This is a genomic window from Pinisolibacter aquiterrae, assembly GCF_019160155.1.
Classification (GTDB): domain Bacteria; phylum Pseudomonadota; class Alphaproteobacteria; order Rhizobiales; family Ancalomicrobiaceae; genus Pinisolibacter; species Pinisolibacter aquiterrae.
Genome location: NZ_JAFNIH010000061.1, coordinates 18,866 through 36,305 on the forward strand (window position 1 = coordinate 18,866; position 17,440 = coordinate 36,305).

The window sequence follows — 17,440 nt, forward strand, 5'->3', positions numbered from 1 at the left end:
GCGCGGTCGGCGCCGTCCCGAGCTCGATCCGCGCGGCCCACCGACAACCGGAGGCCCCGCCCGTGTCGCGCCCGATCCCTCGTCTCGCCGCCGCCCTGCTGCTCGCCGCCGCCCTGGCGAGCCCGGCCCTCGCCGAAGGGCCGGCCGCCAAGCCGGTCGCCAAGCCGCCGGTGGCGGCGCCGGTCCCCGAGGCGGCGGCCGCGGTCCTCGGCGCCCCGGTGATCGGGGCCGGCGTGACCTCGTTCCAGCTGCCCAACGGATTGCAGGTGGTGGTGGTCCCGGACCATCGCGCGGCGGTCGTCACCCACATGGTCTGGTACAAGGCCGGTTCCGCCGACGAGGCGCCGGGCAAGTCGGGCGTCGCCCACTATCTCGAACACCTGATGTTCAAGGGCACCAAGACCAATCCGGACGGCGCCTTCTCCAAGAAGGTGGCGGCGATCGGCGGCCAGGAGAACGCCTTCACCTCGTGGGACTACACCGCCTATTACCAGCGCGTCGCCAAGGAACACCTCGGCATGGTGATGGGCCTCGAGGCCGATCGGATGCAGAACCTGCAGTTCGATCCGGCGGCGGCGGCGCCCGAGCTCAAGGTGGTGCTCGAGGAGCGCTCGATGCGCACCGACAACGACCCCGGCGCGCGTCTCGGCGAGGCGGTCGACGCGGCGCTCCATCCCAATCATCCCTATCGGATCCCCGTGATCGGCTGGCGCGGCGAGGTCGAGAAGCTGACCGTCGAGGACGCCAAGGCCTTCTACGATCGCTGGTACACGCCCAACAACGCGGTGCTGGTGGTGGCCGGCGACGTCGACGAGGTGACCGTGCGCGATCTGGCGCTCAGCCATTACGGCCGGGTGCAGAAGCGCGCCGATCCGGGCAAGCGGATGCGGCCGCAGGATCCGACCAGCGACGTCGTCCAGACCGTGGCGCTCGCCGACGAGCGGGTCAATCAGCCGTCGTGGCGGCGGGTGTGGCGGGTTCCGTCGAGCCACACCGCCGAGGCGGGCGTCAGCGAGGCGCTGGAACTGCTCGCCGACACGCTCGGTGGCGGCGCGACCAGCCGGCTCTATCGGACGCTGGTGGTGGAGAAGGGGCTGGCGGCGCAGGTCGGCACCTACTACCAGTCCGACGCGCTCGACGACGGCCGTTTCGTGATCTACGCGGTGCCGCGCGACGGCGTCTCCTTCGAGACGCTCGCCAAGGTGGTCGACGCGGTGGTCGCCGACGTCGCCAAGACCGGCATTCCGGCCGCCGAGATCGATCGGTCGAAGACCAAGGTCTATGCCGAGGCGATCAAGGTCCAGGACAATCAGGCCTCGCTCGCGCGTCTCTTCGGCGCCGAGCTGGCGGTCGGCGGCAGCATCGACCGGGTCCGCTCCTGGCCGTCGCGGATCCGCGCGGTGACCGCCGACGAGGTCGAGAAGGCGGCCGCGAAATGGCTGACGCCGCAAGGATCGGTGACTGGCGAGCTGAAGAGCGCGCCGCCGTCGGGCAAGGCCCCGATCGCCGGCGCCGGCGCGATGGGGGCCGGCGCGATGACCGGACCGATCCGCATGATCGAAGCGCCGGCGAGCCTCGCCGGGCGTGACCGCTCCCGCCCGTGAACCGGCAGAGGATCGTTTCCATGACGTCTCATCCGTTCCGAAGCCGCCCCCGCCTCGGGCGCGCGCTCGCCGTCGCCGCCGTGCTGGTGGCGGGACTCCTCGCCGCCGCCCCGGCTTCGGCCGGCCGCATCCAGCGCGTCGTCAGTCCCTCGGGCATCGAGGCGTGGCTGGTGGAGGAACACGCGGTTCCGCTGATCGCGCTCGAGTTCTCCTTCGCCGGCGGCTCGACCCAGGATCCGGCCGGCAAGGAGGGTCTCGCCAATCTGATGTCGACCCTGCTCGACGAAGGCGCGGGCGACATGACCTCGCAGGCGTTCCAGACCCGGCTCGAGGATCTCGCCGTCGACCTCTCCTTCTCCGAGGATCCCGACCGCTTCTCCGGCGAGATGAAGACCCTCTCCGAAAATCGCGACGCGGCCTTCGATCTGCTCGCCCTGGCGCTCGCCAAGCCGCGCTTCGACAAGGAGGCGGTGGAGCGGATGCGCGTGCAGGCGATCGCCGCCTTGCGCCGGTCCGAGCGCAATCCGGAAGTGGTGGCGTCGCGGGCCTGGGCCAAGGCGGTCTTCGGCACCCACCCCTACGCCCGTCCCGGCCGGGGCACCGAGGCCTCGGTCTCGGCGATCGAGCCGGCCGATCTCAAGGCGCTGCACGCCCGTCTCTTCGCCCGCAAGGATCTGAAGATCGCCGTGGTCGGCGACATCGACGCGGCGACGCTCGGTCCGGCGCTCGACCGCATCTTCGGCGCGCTGCCGGCGGAGGGCAAGCTCGTGCCGGTGGCCGAGGTCCAGCCACTCGGCGGGGTTCGCGCCCGCGAGGTTCTGGCGGTGCCGCAGGCGACGATCCGCTTCGGCGGACCGGGGCTGAAGCGCGCCGATCCCGACTTCATCGCCGCCTATGTGATGAACCATATTCTCGGCGGCGGCAGCTTCTCGTCCTGGCTCTACACGGAGGTGCGCGAGAAGCGCGGCCTCGCCTATTCGATCGCCACGGGCCTCGCCCCGCTCGTCCATTCCGGCCAGTTCCTCGGCGCGGTCGGCACCTCGGCCGATCGGGTCGACGAGACCATCGGGCTCGTGCGCACGCAGATCGAGCGGATGCGCGATCAGGGGCCGACGGCGGCCGAGCTCGCCGCCGCCAAGGCCTATCTGACCGGCTCCTATCCGCTGCGTTTCGATACGTCGGACAAGATCGCCGCCTCGCTCCTGGGGATCCAGATCGAGAATCTCGGTATCGACTACATCGACAAGCGCAACGCGATGATCGAGGCGGTGACCCTCGACGACGTCAAGCGGGTCGCGAAGCGGCTGTTCGTCGGCGATCTCAGTCTGGTGGTGGTCGGCCCGGACGTGCCGCAGGCGGCGCCGACGCCCGAACCGGCCAAGAAGTGACCGAGATCGGCCGCGAGCCCGCCCCGTCTCGGGAGCGGATCGCGACCGCGGCCGTCACCAGACGAGGCGCGGCACCAAGGCGGTGACGGCGAGATCCTCGTCCATCAGGCGGATCTCGACGCGCTTCAGATCGGGCGCGTCGAGCGGGCCGAATTCGGCGCCGTGGATGCCGGCGGTGACGAGCAGAACATCCAGCTTCTGACTGCAGGCGCCGCGAATGTCGGTGGCGAGGCCGTCGCCGATCGCCAGGACGCGCAGATGGTCGAAGGGGCGCCCGGTCACCGCCGAGAGGCGCAGACGCGCCTCCTCGTAGACCGGCGGATAGGGCTTGCCGATCAGGGCGATCTCGCCGCCGAATTCCTCGTAGACCCGCGCCAGGGCACCGGCGCACCAGACCCGCTGGACGCCGCGCTGGACGACGATGTCCGGGTTGGCGCAGATCAGCGGCAGACGGCGCTCGGCGAGCGCGGCGAGGCGCTCGCGATAGTCCTCGGGCGTCTCGTGGGTATCGTCGGCGAGGCCGGTGACGACGATCGCCTCGGCATGGGCGTCGTCGACCAGCTCGATCGGCAGATCCTCGTAGAGGGAGAGGTCGCGATCGGGGCCGAGATGGAGGATCGCCCGTTCGGGCCGCGCCATCAGCATCTCGCGGGTGACGTCGCCGGAGGTCAGGAGGTCGTCATAGGCCTCGCGCGGCACGCCGAGGCGGGCGAGCTGCTCGTGGATCGGGCCGGCCGGGCGCGGCGCGTTCGTCAGGAGCACGACCCTGCCGCCGCCCTCGCGCCATTTCACCAGCGCCTCGCAGGCCTTGGGAAAGGCGGCGACGCCGTTGTGGAGCACACCCCAGACGTCGCAGAGAACCGCATCGTAATCGGCGGCGAGGGCCGACAGACCGGAGATACGCGACGGCGACAGAGTGAGCATCGAAGAAACCTCTCGTGACGGAAGTGGGAGCCATTCTTAACGTTCCGTCTTTTGCACTGCAACAAGTCGTTGAGGACGAGACGAAGGGATCGGCTTCGATCGTGACGCGCGTCCGCGAATCCACGACAATGGCGGTTCGCGTCCACGAGGGTCTCGGCTCATGATCGTTCGTCAGTTGTCGGAGACCACCGTCAATCGCATCGCCGCCGGCGAAGTGATCGAGCGGCCGGCGAGCGTCGTCAAGGAGCTCGTCGAGAACGCGCTCGACGCCGGCGCGACCCGGATCGAGGTGGTGACGGCGGGCGGCGGCAAGACGCTGCTCAGGGTCAGCGACGACGGTTTCGGCATGGGGCCGGACGATCTGACGCTGGCGGTGCAGCGCCACTGCACCTCCAAGCTCGCCGAGGACGATCTCTTCCGCATCGAGCATCTCGGCTTTCGCGGCGAGGCGCTGCCGTCGATCGGCGCGGTGGCGCGGATGGTGATCGCCACCCGGCGCGCCGAGGACGCACACGGCTGGGAGATCGGGCTCGACGGCGGCCTCGTCTCCGACGTCCGGCCGAGCGCGATCTCGCGCGGCACCCGGGTCGAGGTGCGCGACCTCTTCTTCGCGACCCCGGCGCGGCTGAAGTTCCTGAAGTCCGATCGCGCCGAGACGGCGGCGATCACCGAGGTGGTGAAGCGGCTGGCGCTGGCGCGGCCGGACGTGCGCTTCTCGCTCTCCGGGGCGGACCGCTCGTCGCACGACTGGCCGGTGGCGCGCGGCGACGACGCGCTGACGGCGCGGGTGGCGGCGATCGTCGGCGACGACTTCGCGGAGAACTCTCTTCTCGTCGAGGCCGAGCGCGAGGGGATCCGGCTCACCGGGCGGATCGGTCTGCCGACCTATCACCGCGCCGCCTCGACGCAGCAATATCTGACGGTCAACGGCCGGCCGGTGCGCGACAAGATGCTGTTCGGGGCGATCCGGGGCGCCTATGCCGACGTCATGTCGTCGGACCGCCACGCGGTCGTCGTGCTCGACGTGGCGCTCGATCCGCGCGAGGTCGACGTCAACGTCCATCCGACCAAGGCCGACGTGCGCTTCCGCGACGCCGGGCTGGTGCGCGGGCTCCTGGTCGGCGCGCTCCGGCAGGCGCTGGCGGCGGCGGGCCATCGCGCCACCTCGACCGGCGGCGCGGCGACGCTCGCCGCGCTCAGGACCGGCGCCGCGGCCTCGGCCTGGGCCGCCCCGGCGCGCGCGGCCGGGTGGACGCCTCCGTCGGGGCCGCTGTGGCGCGCGGCGGAACGGCCGAGCGCTCCGTTCGACTGGCGGGCGGACGCCGCTTCGCCCGACCTCTCCTCGCCCTCGGCGATCGCCGGGTCGGTGCTCGGCGAGCGCGAGGTCTCGCCCTTCGACGCGGTGCTGGCGCCGTCCGCCGACGCGCGCGCCCACGAGGCGCCGCTCGACGAGGCGAGCGAGGCGCGACCGCTCGGGGCGGCGCGGGCCCAGGTCCACGCCAACTACATCGTCGCCCAGACCCGCGACGGGCTCGTCATCGTCGACGCCCATGCCGCTCACGAGCGCCTCACCTACGAGAAGCTCAAGGCGCAGATGGCCGAGACCGGCATCGCACGCCAGGGCCTGCTGATCCCGGAGATCGTCGAACTGCCGGAGGAGGACGTGGCGCGGCTGCTGGCGCGGGCGGAGGATCTCGCCGCGGTCGGGCTCGTCATCGAGAGTTTCGGCGGGGCTGCGGTGGCGGTGCGCGAGGTGCCGGCGATCCTCAGGAACGGAGACGTCGCCGGGCTCGTCCGCGACGTCGCCGACGATCTCGCCGAATGGGACTCGTCGGACCGGGTCAAGGCGCGGATCGACGAGATCCTGGCGACCATGGCCTGTCACGGTTCGGTCCGGACCGGGCGGCGGCTCCGGCCGCAGGAGATGGACGCGCTCCTGCGCGAGATGGAGGCGACGCCCAATTCCGGCCAGTGCAACCACGGCCGCCCGACCTGGGTGGAGTTGAAGCTCGCCGACATCGAGCGGCTGTTCGGCCGGAAATGAACGACGGCCCGAGACCGGGATCGCCGGTGCTCGGGCCGTTCGGAGGATCTGCGATCCGGGCCTGGGATCAGGCGCTGCGCAGGGTGCGGACGAAGTCGTCGACCTCGTGGGTCAGCTTGTCGGCCTGGGACGACAGGCTGCCGGAGAGGCCCATCAGCTGGGTCGCGGCGGCGCCGGTCATCTCGGCGGCCTGACCGACCCCGGCGATGTTGCTGGTGACCTGACTGGCGCCCTGCGAAGCACGATGGGTGTTGCCGGAGATCTCGTCGGTGGCGGCGCCCTGCTGGGTGACGGCGCCGGCGATCGACGAGGTCACCTCGCGGATCGAGCCGATGGTGCCGACGATGCGGCTGATCGACTGGACGGTGTCGCCGGTGGCCGACTGGATCTCGCCGATCTTCTGGGCGATCTCGTCGGTCGCCTTGGCGGTCTGGGCCGCCAACTGCTTGACCTCGGAGGCGACCACCGCGAAGCCCTTGCCGGCCTCCCCGGCGCGCGCCGCCTCGATCGTCGCGTTGAGCGCGAGCAGATTGGTCTGGCCGGCGATGTCGCGGATCAGGTTGACGACGTCGCCGATCTTCTCGGCGGCTTCCGAGAGCGAGCGGATGTTGGCTTCGGTCGAGGCGGCCTCGTCCGCCGCCGTCCCGGCGATCGAGGCGGAGTGCACCACCTGGCCCTTGATCTCGCGCACCGAGGCGGCGAGTTCCTCGGTCGAGGCGGCGACGGTCTGGACGTTGGTGGAAGCTTCTTCCGCCGCATGGGCGACGGAGGCGGCCTGACGCGAAGTCTCTTCCGCGGTGGCGGAGAGGTTGCGCGCCGCCTCGGCGACTTCGCCCGAGGACTTCACGAAGCTCTGGGCGAGGCCGCCCATGGTGGCCATGAAGCGATCGGCGATCTTGTGACGCTCGGCGGCCATGCGCTCGGCCTGTTCGGCCTCCTTCGCGGCCTGTTGGGCGCGCAGGCGTTCGGTCTCGGCGAGACCGTCGCGGAAGACGAGGAGGGTGCGGGCCATGTCGCCGATCTCGTCGCCGCGCGCCTGGGAGGGGATCTCGGTGGTGAGCTTGCCGGAGGCGATCGCTCCCATCGCCTCGGTCAGGTTCTGCAGGGGCTTCGTGACCCGCAGCACGACGAAGCCGATCGCGGCGAGGCCGGAGACCACCGCGACCACGACGAAGGCGAGCACCACGAGACGGGCGCGCGCGAAGACGTCCTCGGCGGCGAGCGCGGCGGCGTGCGCGGACTTCTCGTTGAGCGCCAGATCACGATCGAGGGCGCCGAGTGCCCTGTCGAAGAGCTCGGTCGTCGCGGCGAAGGCGGCGGCGGCGGCCTCGTTTTCGTTCTTGCGGCTGGCGACGAGCGCCTTCTCCTGCGCGGCGGCGTAGACCTTCCAGTCGGCGAGGAAGCCGTTCCAGATCCCGCGTTCCTCTTCGCTCGAGATCAGCTTCTCATAGATCGCGAAATCGTCGGCGATCGACTTGGACATGACCACCAGACGCTCGTCGAGCGCCTTCATCTCTGCGTCCGACGTGGTCAAGACGTGACGGGTTCCGCCGAGGCGATAGCGCGTGATCGCATATTTCACGTCGGCGAGGGCCTTCACCGAAGGCATCCAATTCTCGGCGATGTCCTGTTCCGAGGCGAACATCGCCTCGAGACGAGAAAGAGCCGTCCACCCCTGGACCGCCAACATGACGACCAGGATCGAGACCATTGCGATCAGTGAAGCCTTGACGGATATGCGCATCTTCGCCCCCGACACGGGGCTCGATCGCGCGCGACCCCGCATCGATGCGTCGCCCCCAATTCTGGAATGTATCCAATCTGTCGGTGAAGACTTAAAATGAACTTAATGGCGTAGAGGAAAGCGAGACTCACAGGACGAAATTCGAGTGAACCTCACCAGAATACCTCGAATTTCAGTTCATCGCGACCTAAGCACTTCTGCATATCGCGTTTTCGACTTCAGGTCGAAGGCAGCAACTTCAAGAAGAGAAGTCGCGTCTCTGCCTGTCGCCTCTCGTCGAGGAGGGTCATGGCGGCGGGGACGGCGACGTCGACGGCGGCCGTCTCCTCCACCACCACCAGGGCGCCCGGCTTCAGCCAGCCGCCGGCGACCATCGAGGCGAGGGCACGATCGGCGAGGCCCTTGCCGTAGGGCGGGTCGAGGAAGGCGAGGTCGAAGGGCTCCTGCGGCGCGGCGCGGCCGAGCGTCGTCGCGTCGCGGCGCCAGATCTTGGTGGCGCCGGTCAGGCCGAGATGCTCGACGTTGGTGCGGATCAGGCCGCGCGCCTCGGCGGCCTCTTCGACGAAGAGGCAGAAGCGGGCGCCGCGCGACAGGGCCTCGAGGCCGAGCGCGCCGGTGCCGGAGAAGAGATCGAGGACACGGGTGTCCTCGAGGCATTCACGATGGCCGTGGGCGAGAATGTTGAAGAGGCTCTCGCGCAGGCGATCGGAGGTCGGCCGGATCGCCTGGGTCTTGGGCGTGGCGAGCGCCGCGCCGCGAAAGCGTCCGCCGACGATCCTCACCCGCGATCTCCGCGCGAGGCGCCACCACGGCCTGGACCACCGCGACCGGGACCACCGCGACCGGGGCCGCCCTTGAACCCGCCACCCTTGAACCCGCCACCCTTGGGGCCGGCGCCCTTGGGGCCGCCACCTTTGGGGCCGCCACGTCCGGGGCCCTCGCCCCGGGGGCCGAAGCCGCGCGGGCCGCCGTCCGGCCCGGCGGAGCCGCCGCCCTTGGGGCCGGTGCGGCCACCGGGGTTCATGCCGCGCGGACCACGCGGACCGAAGCCCTCGACCCGCGCCGGCGCCTTCTTGGCACCACCTTCGGGACGATCGCGGAAGCCTTCGGCGCGCGAACGGGCGCGGCCCTCGCCGCCGTCGGGACGATCCCGGAAGCCCTCGGAACGCGGGCGCTCCGCGTCGGGACGGCCCCGGAAGCCGGCCGACTTGTAGCCGTCGCGGCCGATGTATCCCTCCGAGCGGGGACGATCGCCGGCAAAGCCGCGCCCCTCCTCGCCGCGCTCACGCGGCTTGCGGGTCTGGAAGCTCTCGCCGCCACGCGGACGATCGCGGAAGCCCTCGCCACGCGGACGATCGGTCTCCGGACGCCCCCGGCCCCCTTCCGAGCGCGGTCGATCGCCCTCGGGACGGCCGCGGAAACCCTCGGAGCGCGGACGCTCGCCGTCGGGCCGACCACGGAATCCCTCCGAACGCGGCTTGTTCGGGCGGCCCTCGCCCCCGTCGGCGCGGCCCCGGAAGCCTTCCGAGCGCCACTTCTGCGGACGCCCCTCGCCGCCCTCGGGACGGCCACGGAACCCTTCGGAGCGATGGGGCCGTTCGCCGCGTCCCTCGCGGGCGCCGCGTTCGTCGCGGGCGGGACCGCGCTTCTCGCCGGTGCCGATGAACTCCATCGCGGTGCGCGGCGGGCGGGTGCGGCCGCGCGGCGCCTCCTCGGCGCCGAAGGCGCGGATCTTGCGCTTGCGGCCCTCGTCCTCGTCGGTGTCGCCCTGCATGTGGTGGATCAGCGGGGCGTCGAAATCGGCGCCGGATTCGGCGACCAGACGCTTGCCCAACTGATCGCGCAGCACGCGGCCGCGAATCTCGCGGATCTCGCCCTCCTCGAGGTCGGCGAGCTGGAACGGGCCGAAGGAGATGCGGATGAGGCGATTGACCTCGAGGCCGAGGCTCGCCAGCACGCGCTTCACCTCGCGGTTCTTGCCCTCGCGCAGGCCGAGGACGAGCCAGATGTTGTGACCCTGGACGCGCTCGATGGCGGCCTCGATCGGGCCGTAGTCGACGCCGTCGAGCGACACGCCGTGCTCGAGCTCCTTCAGGGTGGCCTCTTCGACCGTCCCGTAGGCGCGGACGCGGTAGCGGCGGAGCCAGCCGGTCGCCGGCAGTTCCAGCACGCGCGCGACGCCGCCGTCGTTGGTCAGGAGCAGCAGGCCCTCGGTGTTGATGTCGAGCCGGCCGACGGTGACGACGCGCGGCATGTCCTCGGGCAGGACCGAGAAGACGGTCGGACGGCCTTCGGGATCCTGATTGGTGGTGACGAGACCGCGCGGCTTGTGGAACAGCCACAGGCGCGTGCGCTCCTTCACCGGCAGCGGCTTGCCGTCGACGGTGACGCGATTGTTCGGGCCGACGGTGAAGGCCGGGGTCTCCAGCACCTTGCCGTCGACGGCGACGCGGCCGGCGGCGATCCACTCCTCCGCCTCGCGGCGCGAGCACAGGCCGGCGCGGGCCAGCACCTTGGCGACGCGCTCGCCGTTGTCCCTGGTGTCGGCGTCGCCGCCTTTCGCGCTCGTCTCCGGCGCGCCGTCGGTATCGTGTGTCTTGGTCATGGCGCCTTACTAGACGAAAGCGCTCGGACATGTAAGCGGTGGAGGGGCGATAATCGCGCGAATCCGCGCGGATCCGTCACGCATCCACGAGGCCCGTCGTCGTGTCCGATCGCCCCTATCTCTCCTTCATGCCGGAGGCGCTCGCCGAGGCGCGCGCGGCGGCCGACGCCGACGAGGTTCCGGTGGGCGCGGTGGTGGTGCGGGACGGCGTGGTGATCGCGCGCGGCCACAATCGCACGGTGGAGACGAGCGACCCGACCGCGCATGCGGAAATCGAGGCGATCCGCGCCGCCGGGCGGGTCCTCGGTTCGGACCGACTGATCGACTGCGACCTGTGGGTGACGCTCGAACCCTGCCCGATGTGCGCCGGCGCCATCTCCTTTGCGCGAATCCGCCGTCTCTACTACGGCGCGAGCGACCCCAAGGGCGGCGCGGTCGAGAACGGCGTTCGACTCTATTCGTCGCCGACGTGTCATCATGTTCCCGACGTCTATTCGGGACTGAGCGCAGTCGCCGCCGGCGATCTGCTCAAGACCTTCTTCCGCAAGAAGAGGTGACCCTCGAATACGGTGCGGCAACACGCCTGTCGCCGGGTTCGACTGCCCTTTCGCCGCGCGAGAATCGCTCGATCGGGCCGGGTTTCATTGCACCGCGAAACGGAATCTCAACGTCGGCGCGCGAGACTGCGGGCGAGCCGACCGATCGGCGCGCGCACCGGAACCCACTCATGTCTCAGCGTCGTTCCTCCCTCCCCGCCCGCCTGCGTCACGCCCTCATGGGCGCGGGCGCGCGTCTCTCGCGGTCCGAAGGCGGCAACGTGGCGATGATCCTGGCGCTCGCCCTGGTCCCGCTGGTTCTGGCGGTCGGCACCGGCATCGACTACGCGCGTCTCGTCAAGGCCCGCTCGGAGGTTCAGAACGTGGTCGACGGCGCCACGCTGATGGGCGCCAACGCGCTCTCCACCAAGACCGACGCCCAGGTCACCCAGGCGGTGAAGGACTGGAGCGCCCAGACCTACGGCGTCGGCTTCGGCACGCTGGCGATCGACACGGTGGCGATCGATCGATCGGCCCTCAAGGTCTCGACGACCGCGACCCTCTCGGTGCCGACCTCGTTCGGGGCGCTCGCGGGGATCGACACGTTCAACGCCACCATCGTCTCGGCGGCGGTGGCGCCGAACCGGCCCTACATGAACGTCTATCTGCTGCTCGACAATTCCGCCTCGATGGGGCTCGCGGCGACGACCTCCGGCCAGACCACGATGAAGATCGCGGCCAATTGCGTCTTCGCCTGCCACGTCGCCGAAGGCGGGCCCTACGTGATCGCCGGCAAATCCTACAACAACACCTTCGACGTCTCCCAGGTTCTCGGCGTGACGCTGCGCCGCGACGTCATGAACTCCGCCGCCAAGAAGGTCATCGCGATGATCGACGACGTCGATCCCAATCACGAGCGGATCAAGGTCGGCGTCTATTACTTCAACAAGGACACGACCAAGGCGCAGGACCTGACCTTCGACACGAGCAAGGCGACCGCGGCGCTCTCGGGGGCGACCTCGCAGCTCGGCGTCGACGGCACTTATTTCGACACGTCGCTGAAGACGATGAAGTCGATCATGGGCACGGCCGGCGACGGCTCCAGCGCCTCCTCGCCGCTGAAGCTGGTGCTGATGGTCACCGACGGCGTGCAGTCCTATCGCTCGTGGGTGCTGGGGGGCTCCTCGACCTGGCCCAAGGTGGCGCCGAACAAGCCGAACAACTGCACGCCGATCAAGGCGAACGGCGTGACCTTCGGCGTGCTCTACACCGAATATCTCGCCATCGCCGGCGACTGGGGTTACGAGGCGACCGTCGGGTCCACCATGCCGTCGAGCTGGGGATCGCTCGACGCGGGCGTGTCGTCGTCGATCAAGCGGCGCGACTACCTGCCCTATGCGCTCGCCGACTGCGCCTCCACCGGCTACTTCATGTCGGCCAACTCGACCGGCGAGATCGAGAGCGGCCTGACCTCCCTCTTCGACAAGTGGATCGAGCATCTGCGGCTGTCGCGGTGAGGCGCCGGCCGCGCATCCCTCGAAGCGGCCGCGCCGCCCGGGATCACCACGCCTCGAGCAGACGTCCCAGGCGCCGCTTGACCTCGTCCTTGGTCGGCTCGGCCGCCGCCAGGACCTTCTCGGCGGCGAGAAAGTCGAGCATCCGCACGTCGTTGACCGGGGGGCGGATCAGGAGATCCGGGCGGCGGGCCTCGAATTTGAAGGCCGCGATCTGCTGCTGCATCAGTTGCGAGGCGCCGAAGACCGCCTGGAGCGCGCCGGGCGCGAGCTTGCCGTCGGCCGGTTCCGGGAAGGACACCACGTCGACGGCGACGACGACGTCGACCTCGACCGGCAGCGCGTCGACCGGCACCGGGTTCATGATGCCGCCGTCGAGCAGGACTCGGCCGTCGATCACCACCGGCTTGAAGATCGTCGGCAGGGCGATCGAGGCGGCGACCGCGCGGCGCAGCGGCCCTCTGGTCAAGACCGCTTCACAGCCGCCGTAATAGTCGGTGGCGACCACTGCGAGGGGAATGGCGCAGTCGTCGAACGTGGTTGGGAAGGCATCGGCGGCGAAGATCTCGAGGATGCGATCCGGGGCGATCTGGCCGAGGCCGAACCCGCCGCCGAGGAGATCGCCGAGCTTCTTCGGACGCAGCGTCCACAATTTGGCGAGAGCGGCGGTGCCATTGGCGAAACTGTCGAGCGTGCGGGCGCGCAGCTCGGCGCCGGAGAGGCCGCCGGCCCGCGCGGCGCCGTAGATCGCGCCGATCGAGGTGCCGGCGATCGCCGAGGGCACCACCCCCATCTCGTCGAGCGCCTCGAGCACGGCGACATGGGCGATACCGCGCGCGCCGCCGCCGCCGAGCACCAGACCGATCCGAGGGAGCGTCTTCACATCCTGCATGACGTCGTCCTTTCCCCGTCGACAGATGGGGGCATCGTCGGCGAGAGAGAAGGTCACCCGGCGAGAAGAAACGGCAGAACCGCCGCCAGCGTCTCCTCTGGCGCCTCCTCCGGCAGGAAATGTCCGCCCGAGACGGCCGCGCCGGAGAGCAGCGCGCGATCGGCCATGAACGGTGCCCAGGCATCGAGCGGCGAGATCCCGGTCTTGGCCGGGAAACCGCCCTCGCCCCACACCACCCGGGTCGGCACGCCGATGCGGCGGCCGGCGGCGAGATCGGCCTCGTCGGCGGCGCGGTCGAGGGTGGCGCCGGCGCGGTAGTCCTCGCAGGTCGCGGCGAGCCGTTCCGGCACCGTGAAGAAGGCATGGTAATGGGCGAGCGCCTTCGCCCCGAAGACGTGCGAATCCTTCGCCCGGGTCCAGTTCACCAGCGTCTCGTGCAGCCAGGCGGAGGCGTCGCGGCCGATCTCGATCTCCGGTCCCGGCGCCGGGGCGGCGAGGCTCTTCCAGTGGGGGGCGAGGTCGATGCCCGCCTCGATCGCCCGCCACATGGCGAGCGTCGGCACGATGTCGAGGAGCGCGAGGCGGGTGAGGACGCCCGGGTGGTCGAGGGCGAGGCGATAGCCGACGCGGGCGCCGCGATCGTGGCCCATCAGGGCGAAGCGGGCGTGGCCGAGTTCGTCCATCAGGGCGACCACGTCCTTCGCCATGACGCGTTTCGACATCTGGGCATGATCGGGCTCGATCGGCGCGACCGACGACCAGCCGTAACCGCGCAGATCCGGCAGGACGACACGGAAGCTCTCGGCGAGTTCCGGCGCGATCTTCGCCCACATCACATGGGTCTCTGGAAAGCCGTGCAGGCAGAGGAGCGGCGGGGCATCCTCGCGGCCACCGACGCGGGCGAAGAGCTTCACTTCGCCGACGTCGATCGTGTGCGCCTCGAAACCGGGGAAGAGGTCGGCGAGTTCCATGGCATGTCCTCCATCGTCCCCCAGCCTATGCCGTTCACGCGCCATGGACGAGAGGTGATGGAAGGACGCCGTTCGGCCCGCTTCGGTTCCCGCTCACGCGTCCTTTTCGCGCGCCACCGCCCGCCAACCGATGTCGCGGCGGCAGAAGCCCTGCGGCCAGTCGATCGCCGCGACGCCGGCATAGGCGCGGGCCTGGGCCTCGGACACCGAGGCGCCGCGCGCCGTGACGTTCAGAACGCGGCCGCCGTTCGCCAGGATCCGGCCGCCGTCGGCCCTGGTGCCGGCGTGGAAGACGGTGACGCCGGGGAGCGCCTCGGCCTTCTCGATGCCCCGGATCTCGGATCCCTTCTCGACACTGCCGGGATAGCCGTTCGCCGCCATCACCACGGTCAGCGCGGTGTCGGGGGAGAGCCTCACGGTCTTTTCCGCGAGGGTCCCCCGAGCGGTGGCGAGAAGCAGGTCGAGCAGGTCGCCGTCGAGGCGCTCGAGCATCACCTGGGTCTCGGGATCGCCGAAGCGGGTGTTGTATTCGATGAGCTGCGGCCCGTCGGCGCCGATCATCAGCCCGGCGAAGAAGACGCCGGTGAAGGGGCAGCCCTCGGCGATCATCGCCTGGACGGTCGGGCGGACGATCTCGGCCATGACGCGCTCGGACATCTCCGGCGTCATCACGGGCGCGGGCGAATAGGCGCCCATGCCGCCGGTGTTGGGGCCGGTGTCGCCGTCGCCGACGCGTTTGTGGTCCTGTGCCGAGGCGAAGGCGAGCGCGGTCTCGCCGTCGCACAGCGCGAAGAAGCTCGCCTCCTCGCCGTCGAGGAAGGCCTCGATCACCACCTCGGCCCCGGCCGTGCCGAAGGCGCCGCCGAAGCAATCGGCGAGGGCGGCTTCCGCCTCTTCCAGGGTCATGGCCACGGTGACGCCCTTGCCGGCGGCGAGGCCGTCGGCCTTGACGACGATCGGCGCGCCGACGCGGCCCAGATAGGCGCGCGCGCTCGCGAGATCGCCGAAGCGGCCGTAGGCGGCGGTCGGGATGTCGTATTTGGCGCAGATGTCCTTGGTGAAGCCCTTGGAGCCCTCGAGCCGGGCGGCGAGCTTCGACGGGCCGAAGGCGGCGATGCCGGCCGCCGCGAGATCGTCGACGATGCCGGCGACGAGCGGTCCTTCCGGACCGACCACCACGAATTCGACGCCCATCAGCCGACAGAAGGCGACGACGGCGGCGTGATCGGCGACGTCGAGGGCGACGCAGGTCGCGACCTTCGCGATGCCGGGATTGCCGGGGGCGGCGAAGAGCTGCGTCAGGCGCGGCGAACGGGCGAGCGCATGGGCGAGCGCATCCTCGCGACCACCCGAACCGATCAACAGAACCTTCATGGGTCTCTCCCTTCGCGCGTCCGTCGTCCGCGCGGGATCTAGCAGCCGGGCGGGGGCCGAGTCGAGAGGGATGGGTCGCATCCCCCTCCCGCCGACTTGACCTCGCCGGCGTTCGGGTTCACCTCGGGGGATCCCCTCCGCCGAGGGGCGCCCGACCGCCGGAACCGACAGCATGACCGACCCCCTCTCCTCCCCTTCCGCCTCCGGCATCGTCGCCGACGCCGTGCGCGGGCATTGGGCCGACACGATCCTGCCGGTGTGGATGCGCCCCTATGCGCGGCTCGCCCGCTGGGAGCGGCCGATCGGCTGGTGGCTGCTCTTGTGGCCGTGCTGGTGGTCGGCTGCGCTCGCGGCCGACGGCGCCGGGCGGGCGTGGCCGAACCCGTGGCATCTGGTGCTGTTCCTGATCGGCGCGGTGGCGATGCGCGGCGCGGGCTGCACCTGGAACGATCTGGTGGACCGCGAGATCGACGACAAGGTGGCGCGGACGCGGTCGCGGCCGATCCCCTCCGGTCAGGTGAGCGTGCGGCAGGCGCAGGCGTTCCTGGCGCTCCAGGCCTTCGTCGGCCTCATGGTGCTGCTGCAGCTCGGCGGTTTCGCGATTGTGCTCGGGTTCCTCTCGCTCGGCGTGGTGGCGATCTACCCCTTCATGAAGCGCTACACCGACTGGCCGCAGGCCTTCTTGGGGCTGGCCTTCTCGTGGGGGGCGCTGATGGGCTGGGGCGCGGCGCGCGGCGAATTGGCGCTCGCCCCGGTCCTGCTCTATCTGGGCGCCATCGCCTGGACGATCGGCTACGACACGATCTACGCCCATCAGGACAAGGAAGACGATGCCATCGTCGGCGTGCGCTCCACCGCCCGGCTCTTCGGCGAGCGGACGCGAGGCTGGCTGATCGGGCTCTACGGGCTGACGGTGGCGCTCTTCGGCGCGGCGCTCGTCGCCACGGGGGTCGGGCCGCTCGCCTTCCTCGGTCTCGCCGGCTTCGCCGGCCATCTCGGTTGGCAGGTGTGGCGGGTCGACATCGACGATCCCGATCTCTGCCTGAGGCTCTTCCGGTCCAACCGCGACGCCGGTTGGATCCTCTTCGCCGGCCTCGTCGCCGACGGGCTCCGGCATCTCTTCTGAAGCGGCCGCCGCTCAGAAGAAGGCCCCGCACGCCGGGTCGAGCGTCGGGGCCAGATCAGGGGGGAACGTCGTTTCACCCTTCGATCATTCGCGACCGAAGATCTCGCATTTTTCGATGACGACCGGATCACGGCCGCGCACGCCCACCTTGCGGCGGGTGAGGAAGCGGGGACGGCGGCCGGCGAGGATCGAACGCCGCCGGCGCGGCTTGACCGGGGCGACCTCGACGGCGCCGAGACGGGTCTCGAGCGAACGCCAGGAACCGTCGGTCTCCACCAGGAGCTTCGGCAGCATCAACACGCGCGCCCAGGCCTTCCAATCGGCGACGACGTCGTCGAGATCGCGGGCGACGGAGAGCGGCAGCGACAGATGCGGGTCGCGATGAAGCAGCTCGAGGATCACCAGACCCTCGCCGCCGGGATCGGACGGATCGTCGGACATGCGCACCGCCACGCCCTCGAAGGCCGCCATCGGCAGACGCATCGCCATCGGAATGCCCGAGGGCAGGCGACGGCAGACCTGCACCATCGTGCCGTCGAGGATCACGGCGGCCTCGCCCATCGGGCGGCCGGTGCGGGGATCGACGCCGGTGTCGTAACGGAACCGATGCGGCAGCCCCGCCGGGTCCAGACGCACGGGTTCGAACGCTCGAACGGCGGCATCCATGCCGGCGCTCGAGGTCATCGTTGCTCGATGCCTCACTATAGCCTCCTGCGGG

At 70.6% G+C, this 17,440-nt stretch carries 14 protein-coding genes; 6 read left to right on the forward strand and 8 right to left on the reverse strand.

Annotation, left to right across the window (positions count from 1 at the left end; translation table 11 throughout):
• The first annotated feature begins 62 nt into the window (after positions 1 to 62).
• A complete protein-coding gene (locus tag J3S89_RS21580; protein WP_217931402.1) occupies positions 63 to 1,604 on the forward strand; it encodes a M16 family metallopeptidase in 1,542 nt (513 codons plus the stop codon).
• A gap of 20 nt (positions 1,605 to 1,624) precedes the next feature.
• Positions 1,625 to 2,992 carry a M16 family metallopeptidase gene (locus J3S89_RS21585; protein WP_217931403.1) on the forward strand — a complete coding sequence of 456 codons (1,368 nt, stop codon included), beginning with the start codon at positions 1,625 to 1,627 and terminating at the stop codon, positions 2,990 to 2,992.
• A 54-nt stretch (positions 2,993 to 3,046) separates the two neighbouring features.
• On the opposite strand, the gene J3S89_RS21590 is transcribed toward J3S89_RS21585, so the two are convergent.
• Positions 3,047 to 3,916: a TIGR01459 family HAD-type hydrolase gene (locus J3S89_RS21590; RefSeq protein WP_217931406.1), complete on the reverse strand. Its 870-nt coding sequence runs from the start codon at positions 3,914 to 3,916 to the stop codon at positions 3,047 to 3,049.
• A gap of 160 nt (positions 3,917 to 4,076) precedes the next feature.
• Between J3S89_RS21590 and mutL the strand changes: the two genes are divergently transcribed.
• Positions 4,077 to 5,960: a DNA mismatch repair endonuclease MutL gene (gene mutL / locus J3S89_RS21595; RefSeq protein WP_217931408.1), complete on the forward strand. Its 1,884-nt coding sequence runs from the start codon at positions 4,077 to 4,079 to the stop codon at positions 5,958 to 5,960.
• A gap of 67 nt (positions 5,961 to 6,027) precedes the next feature.
• Here mutL and J3S89_RS21600 read toward each other — a convergent pair whose 3' ends face one another.
• From J3S89_RS21600 to J3S89_RS21610, 3 genes are all read right to left on the reverse strand, one after another.
• Positions 6,028 to 7,704, reverse strand: coding sequence for a methyl-accepting chemotaxis protein (locus J3S89_RS21600; RefSeq protein WP_217931410.1), 1,677 nt, complete (start codon positions 7,702 to 7,704; stop codon positions 6,028 to 6,030).
• A gap of 218 nt (positions 7,705 to 7,922) precedes the next feature.
• On the reverse strand, positions 7,923 to 8,486 hold the full coding sequence (gene rsmD / locus J3S89_RS21605) for a 16S rRNA (guanine(966)-N(2))-methyltransferase RsmD (protein ID WP_217931412.1): 564 nt from the start codon (positions 8,484 to 8,486) through the stop codon (positions 7,923 to 7,925).
• A complete protein-coding gene (locus J3S89_RS21610; RefSeq protein WP_217931413.1) occupies positions 8,483 to 10,309 on the reverse strand; it encodes a pseudouridine synthase in 1,827 nt (608 codons plus the stop codon). The genes rsmD and J3S89_RS21610 overlap by 4 nt, the downstream gene beginning before the upstream one ends.
• Positions 10,310 to 10,437: 128 nt before the next feature.
• On the opposite strand from J3S89_RS21610, the gene J3S89_RS21615 reads away from it, so the two are divergent.
• Positions 10,438 to 10,866: a nucleoside deaminase gene (locus J3S89_RS21615; RefSeq protein ID WP_217931902.1), complete on the forward strand. Its 429-nt coding sequence runs from the start codon at positions 10,438 to 10,440 to the stop codon at positions 10,864 to 10,866.
• Between the two features lie 170 nt (positions 10,867 to 11,036).
• Positions 11,037 to 12,362 carry a pilus assembly protein TadG-related protein gene (locus tag J3S89_RS21620; RefSeq protein ID WP_217931415.1) on the forward strand — a complete coding sequence of 442 codons (1,326 nt, stop codon included), beginning with the start codon at positions 11,037 to 11,039 and terminating at the stop codon, positions 12,360 to 12,362.
• Positions 12,363 to 12,405: 43 nt separating this feature from the next.
• Here J3S89_RS21620 and J3S89_RS21625 read toward each other — a convergent pair whose 3' ends face one another.
• The 3 genes from J3S89_RS21625 to purD form a co-directional block, all read right to left on the reverse strand.
• Positions 12,406 to 13,251, reverse strand: a complete 846-nt coding sequence (locus J3S89_RS21625) for a patatin-like phospholipase family protein (RefSeq protein WP_217931417.1) — start codon at positions 13,249 to 13,251, stop codon at positions 12,406 to 12,408.
• Positions 13,252 to 13,304: 53 nt separating this feature from the next.
• A complete protein-coding gene (locus J3S89_RS21630) occupies positions 13,305 to 14,222 on the reverse strand; it encodes an alpha/beta fold hydrolase (protein ID WP_217931419.1) in 918 nt (305 codons plus the stop codon).
• Positions 14,223 to 14,315: 93 nt separating this feature from the next.
• The gene (gene purD, locus J3S89_RS21635) at positions 14,316 to 15,596 is read right to left on the reverse strand and encodes a phosphoribosylamine--glycine ligase (protein WP_217931421.1); all 1,281 of its coding nucleotides are present in this window, start codon (positions 15,594 to 15,596) and stop codon (positions 14,316 to 14,318) included.
• 172 nt (positions 15,597 to 15,768) lie between these two features.
• Between purD and ubiA the strand changes: the two genes are divergently transcribed.
• Positions 15,769 to 16,722: a 4-hydroxybenzoate octaprenyltransferase gene (gene ubiA / locus J3S89_RS21640; RefSeq protein ID WP_217931423.1), complete on the forward strand. Its 954-nt coding sequence runs from the start codon at positions 15,769 to 15,771 to the stop codon at positions 16,720 to 16,722.
• A gap of 84 nt (positions 16,723 to 16,806) precedes the next feature.
• Here ubiA and J3S89_RS21645 read toward each other — a convergent pair whose 3' ends face one another.
• Positions 16,807 to 17,406: a DUF6101 family protein gene (locus J3S89_RS21645; RefSeq protein WP_217931425.1), complete on the reverse strand. Its 600-nt coding sequence runs from the start codon at positions 17,404 to 17,406 to the stop codon at positions 16,807 to 16,809.
• Positions 17,407 to 17,440: the final 34 nt, after the last annotated feature.

Excerpts from the sequence above, each read along its gene's own strand:
- J3S89_RS21645 (WP_217931425.1), bottom strand. The coding sequence starts at position 17,406 with ATGACCTCGAGCGCCGGCATGGATGCCGCCGTTCGAGCGTTCGAACCC.
- mutL (WP_217931408.1), top strand. The coding sequence starts at position 4,077 with ATGATCGTTCGTCAGTTGTCGGAGACCACCGTCAATCGCATCGCCGCC.
- purD (WP_217931421.1), bottom strand. The coding sequence starts at position 15,596 with ATGAAGGTTCTGTTGATCGGTTCGGGTGGTCGCGAGGATGCGCTCGCC.
- ubiA (WP_217931423.1), top strand. The coding sequence starts at position 15,769 with ATGACCGACCCCCTCTCCTCCCCTTCCGCCTCCGGCATCGTCGCCGAC.
- J3S89_RS21590 (WP_217931406.1), bottom strand. The coding sequence starts at position 3,916 with ATGCTCACTCTGTCGCCGTCGCGTATCTCCGGTCTGTCGGCCCTCGCC.
- J3S89_RS21600 (WP_217931410.1), bottom strand. The coding sequence starts at position 7,704 with ATGCGCATATCCGTCAAGGCTTCACTGATCGCAATGGTCTCGATCCTG.
- J3S89_RS21620 (WP_217931415.1), top strand. The coding sequence starts at position 11,037 with ATGTCTCAGCGTCGTTCCTCCCTCCCCGCCCGCCTGCGTCACGCCCTC.
- J3S89_RS21585 (WP_217931403.1), top strand. The coding sequence starts at position 1,625 with ATGACGTCTCATCCGTTCCGAAGCCGCCCCCGCCTCGGGCGCGCGCTC.
- J3S89_RS21610 (WP_217931413.1), bottom strand. The coding sequence starts at position 10,309 with ATGACCAAGACACACGATACCGACGGCGCGCCGGAGACGAGCGCGAAA.
- J3S89_RS21625 (WP_217931417.1), bottom strand. The coding sequence starts at position 13,251 with ATGCAGGATGTGAAGACGCTCCCTCGGATCGGTCTGGTGCTCGGCGGC.
- J3S89_RS21630 (WP_217931419.1), bottom strand. The coding sequence starts at position 14,222 with ATGGAACTCGCCGACCTCTTCCCCGGTTTCGAGGCGCACACGATCGAC.
- J3S89_RS21615 (WP_217931902.1), top strand. The coding sequence starts at position 10,438 with ATGCCGGAGGCGCTCGCCGAGGCGCGCGCGGCGGCCGACGCCGACGAG.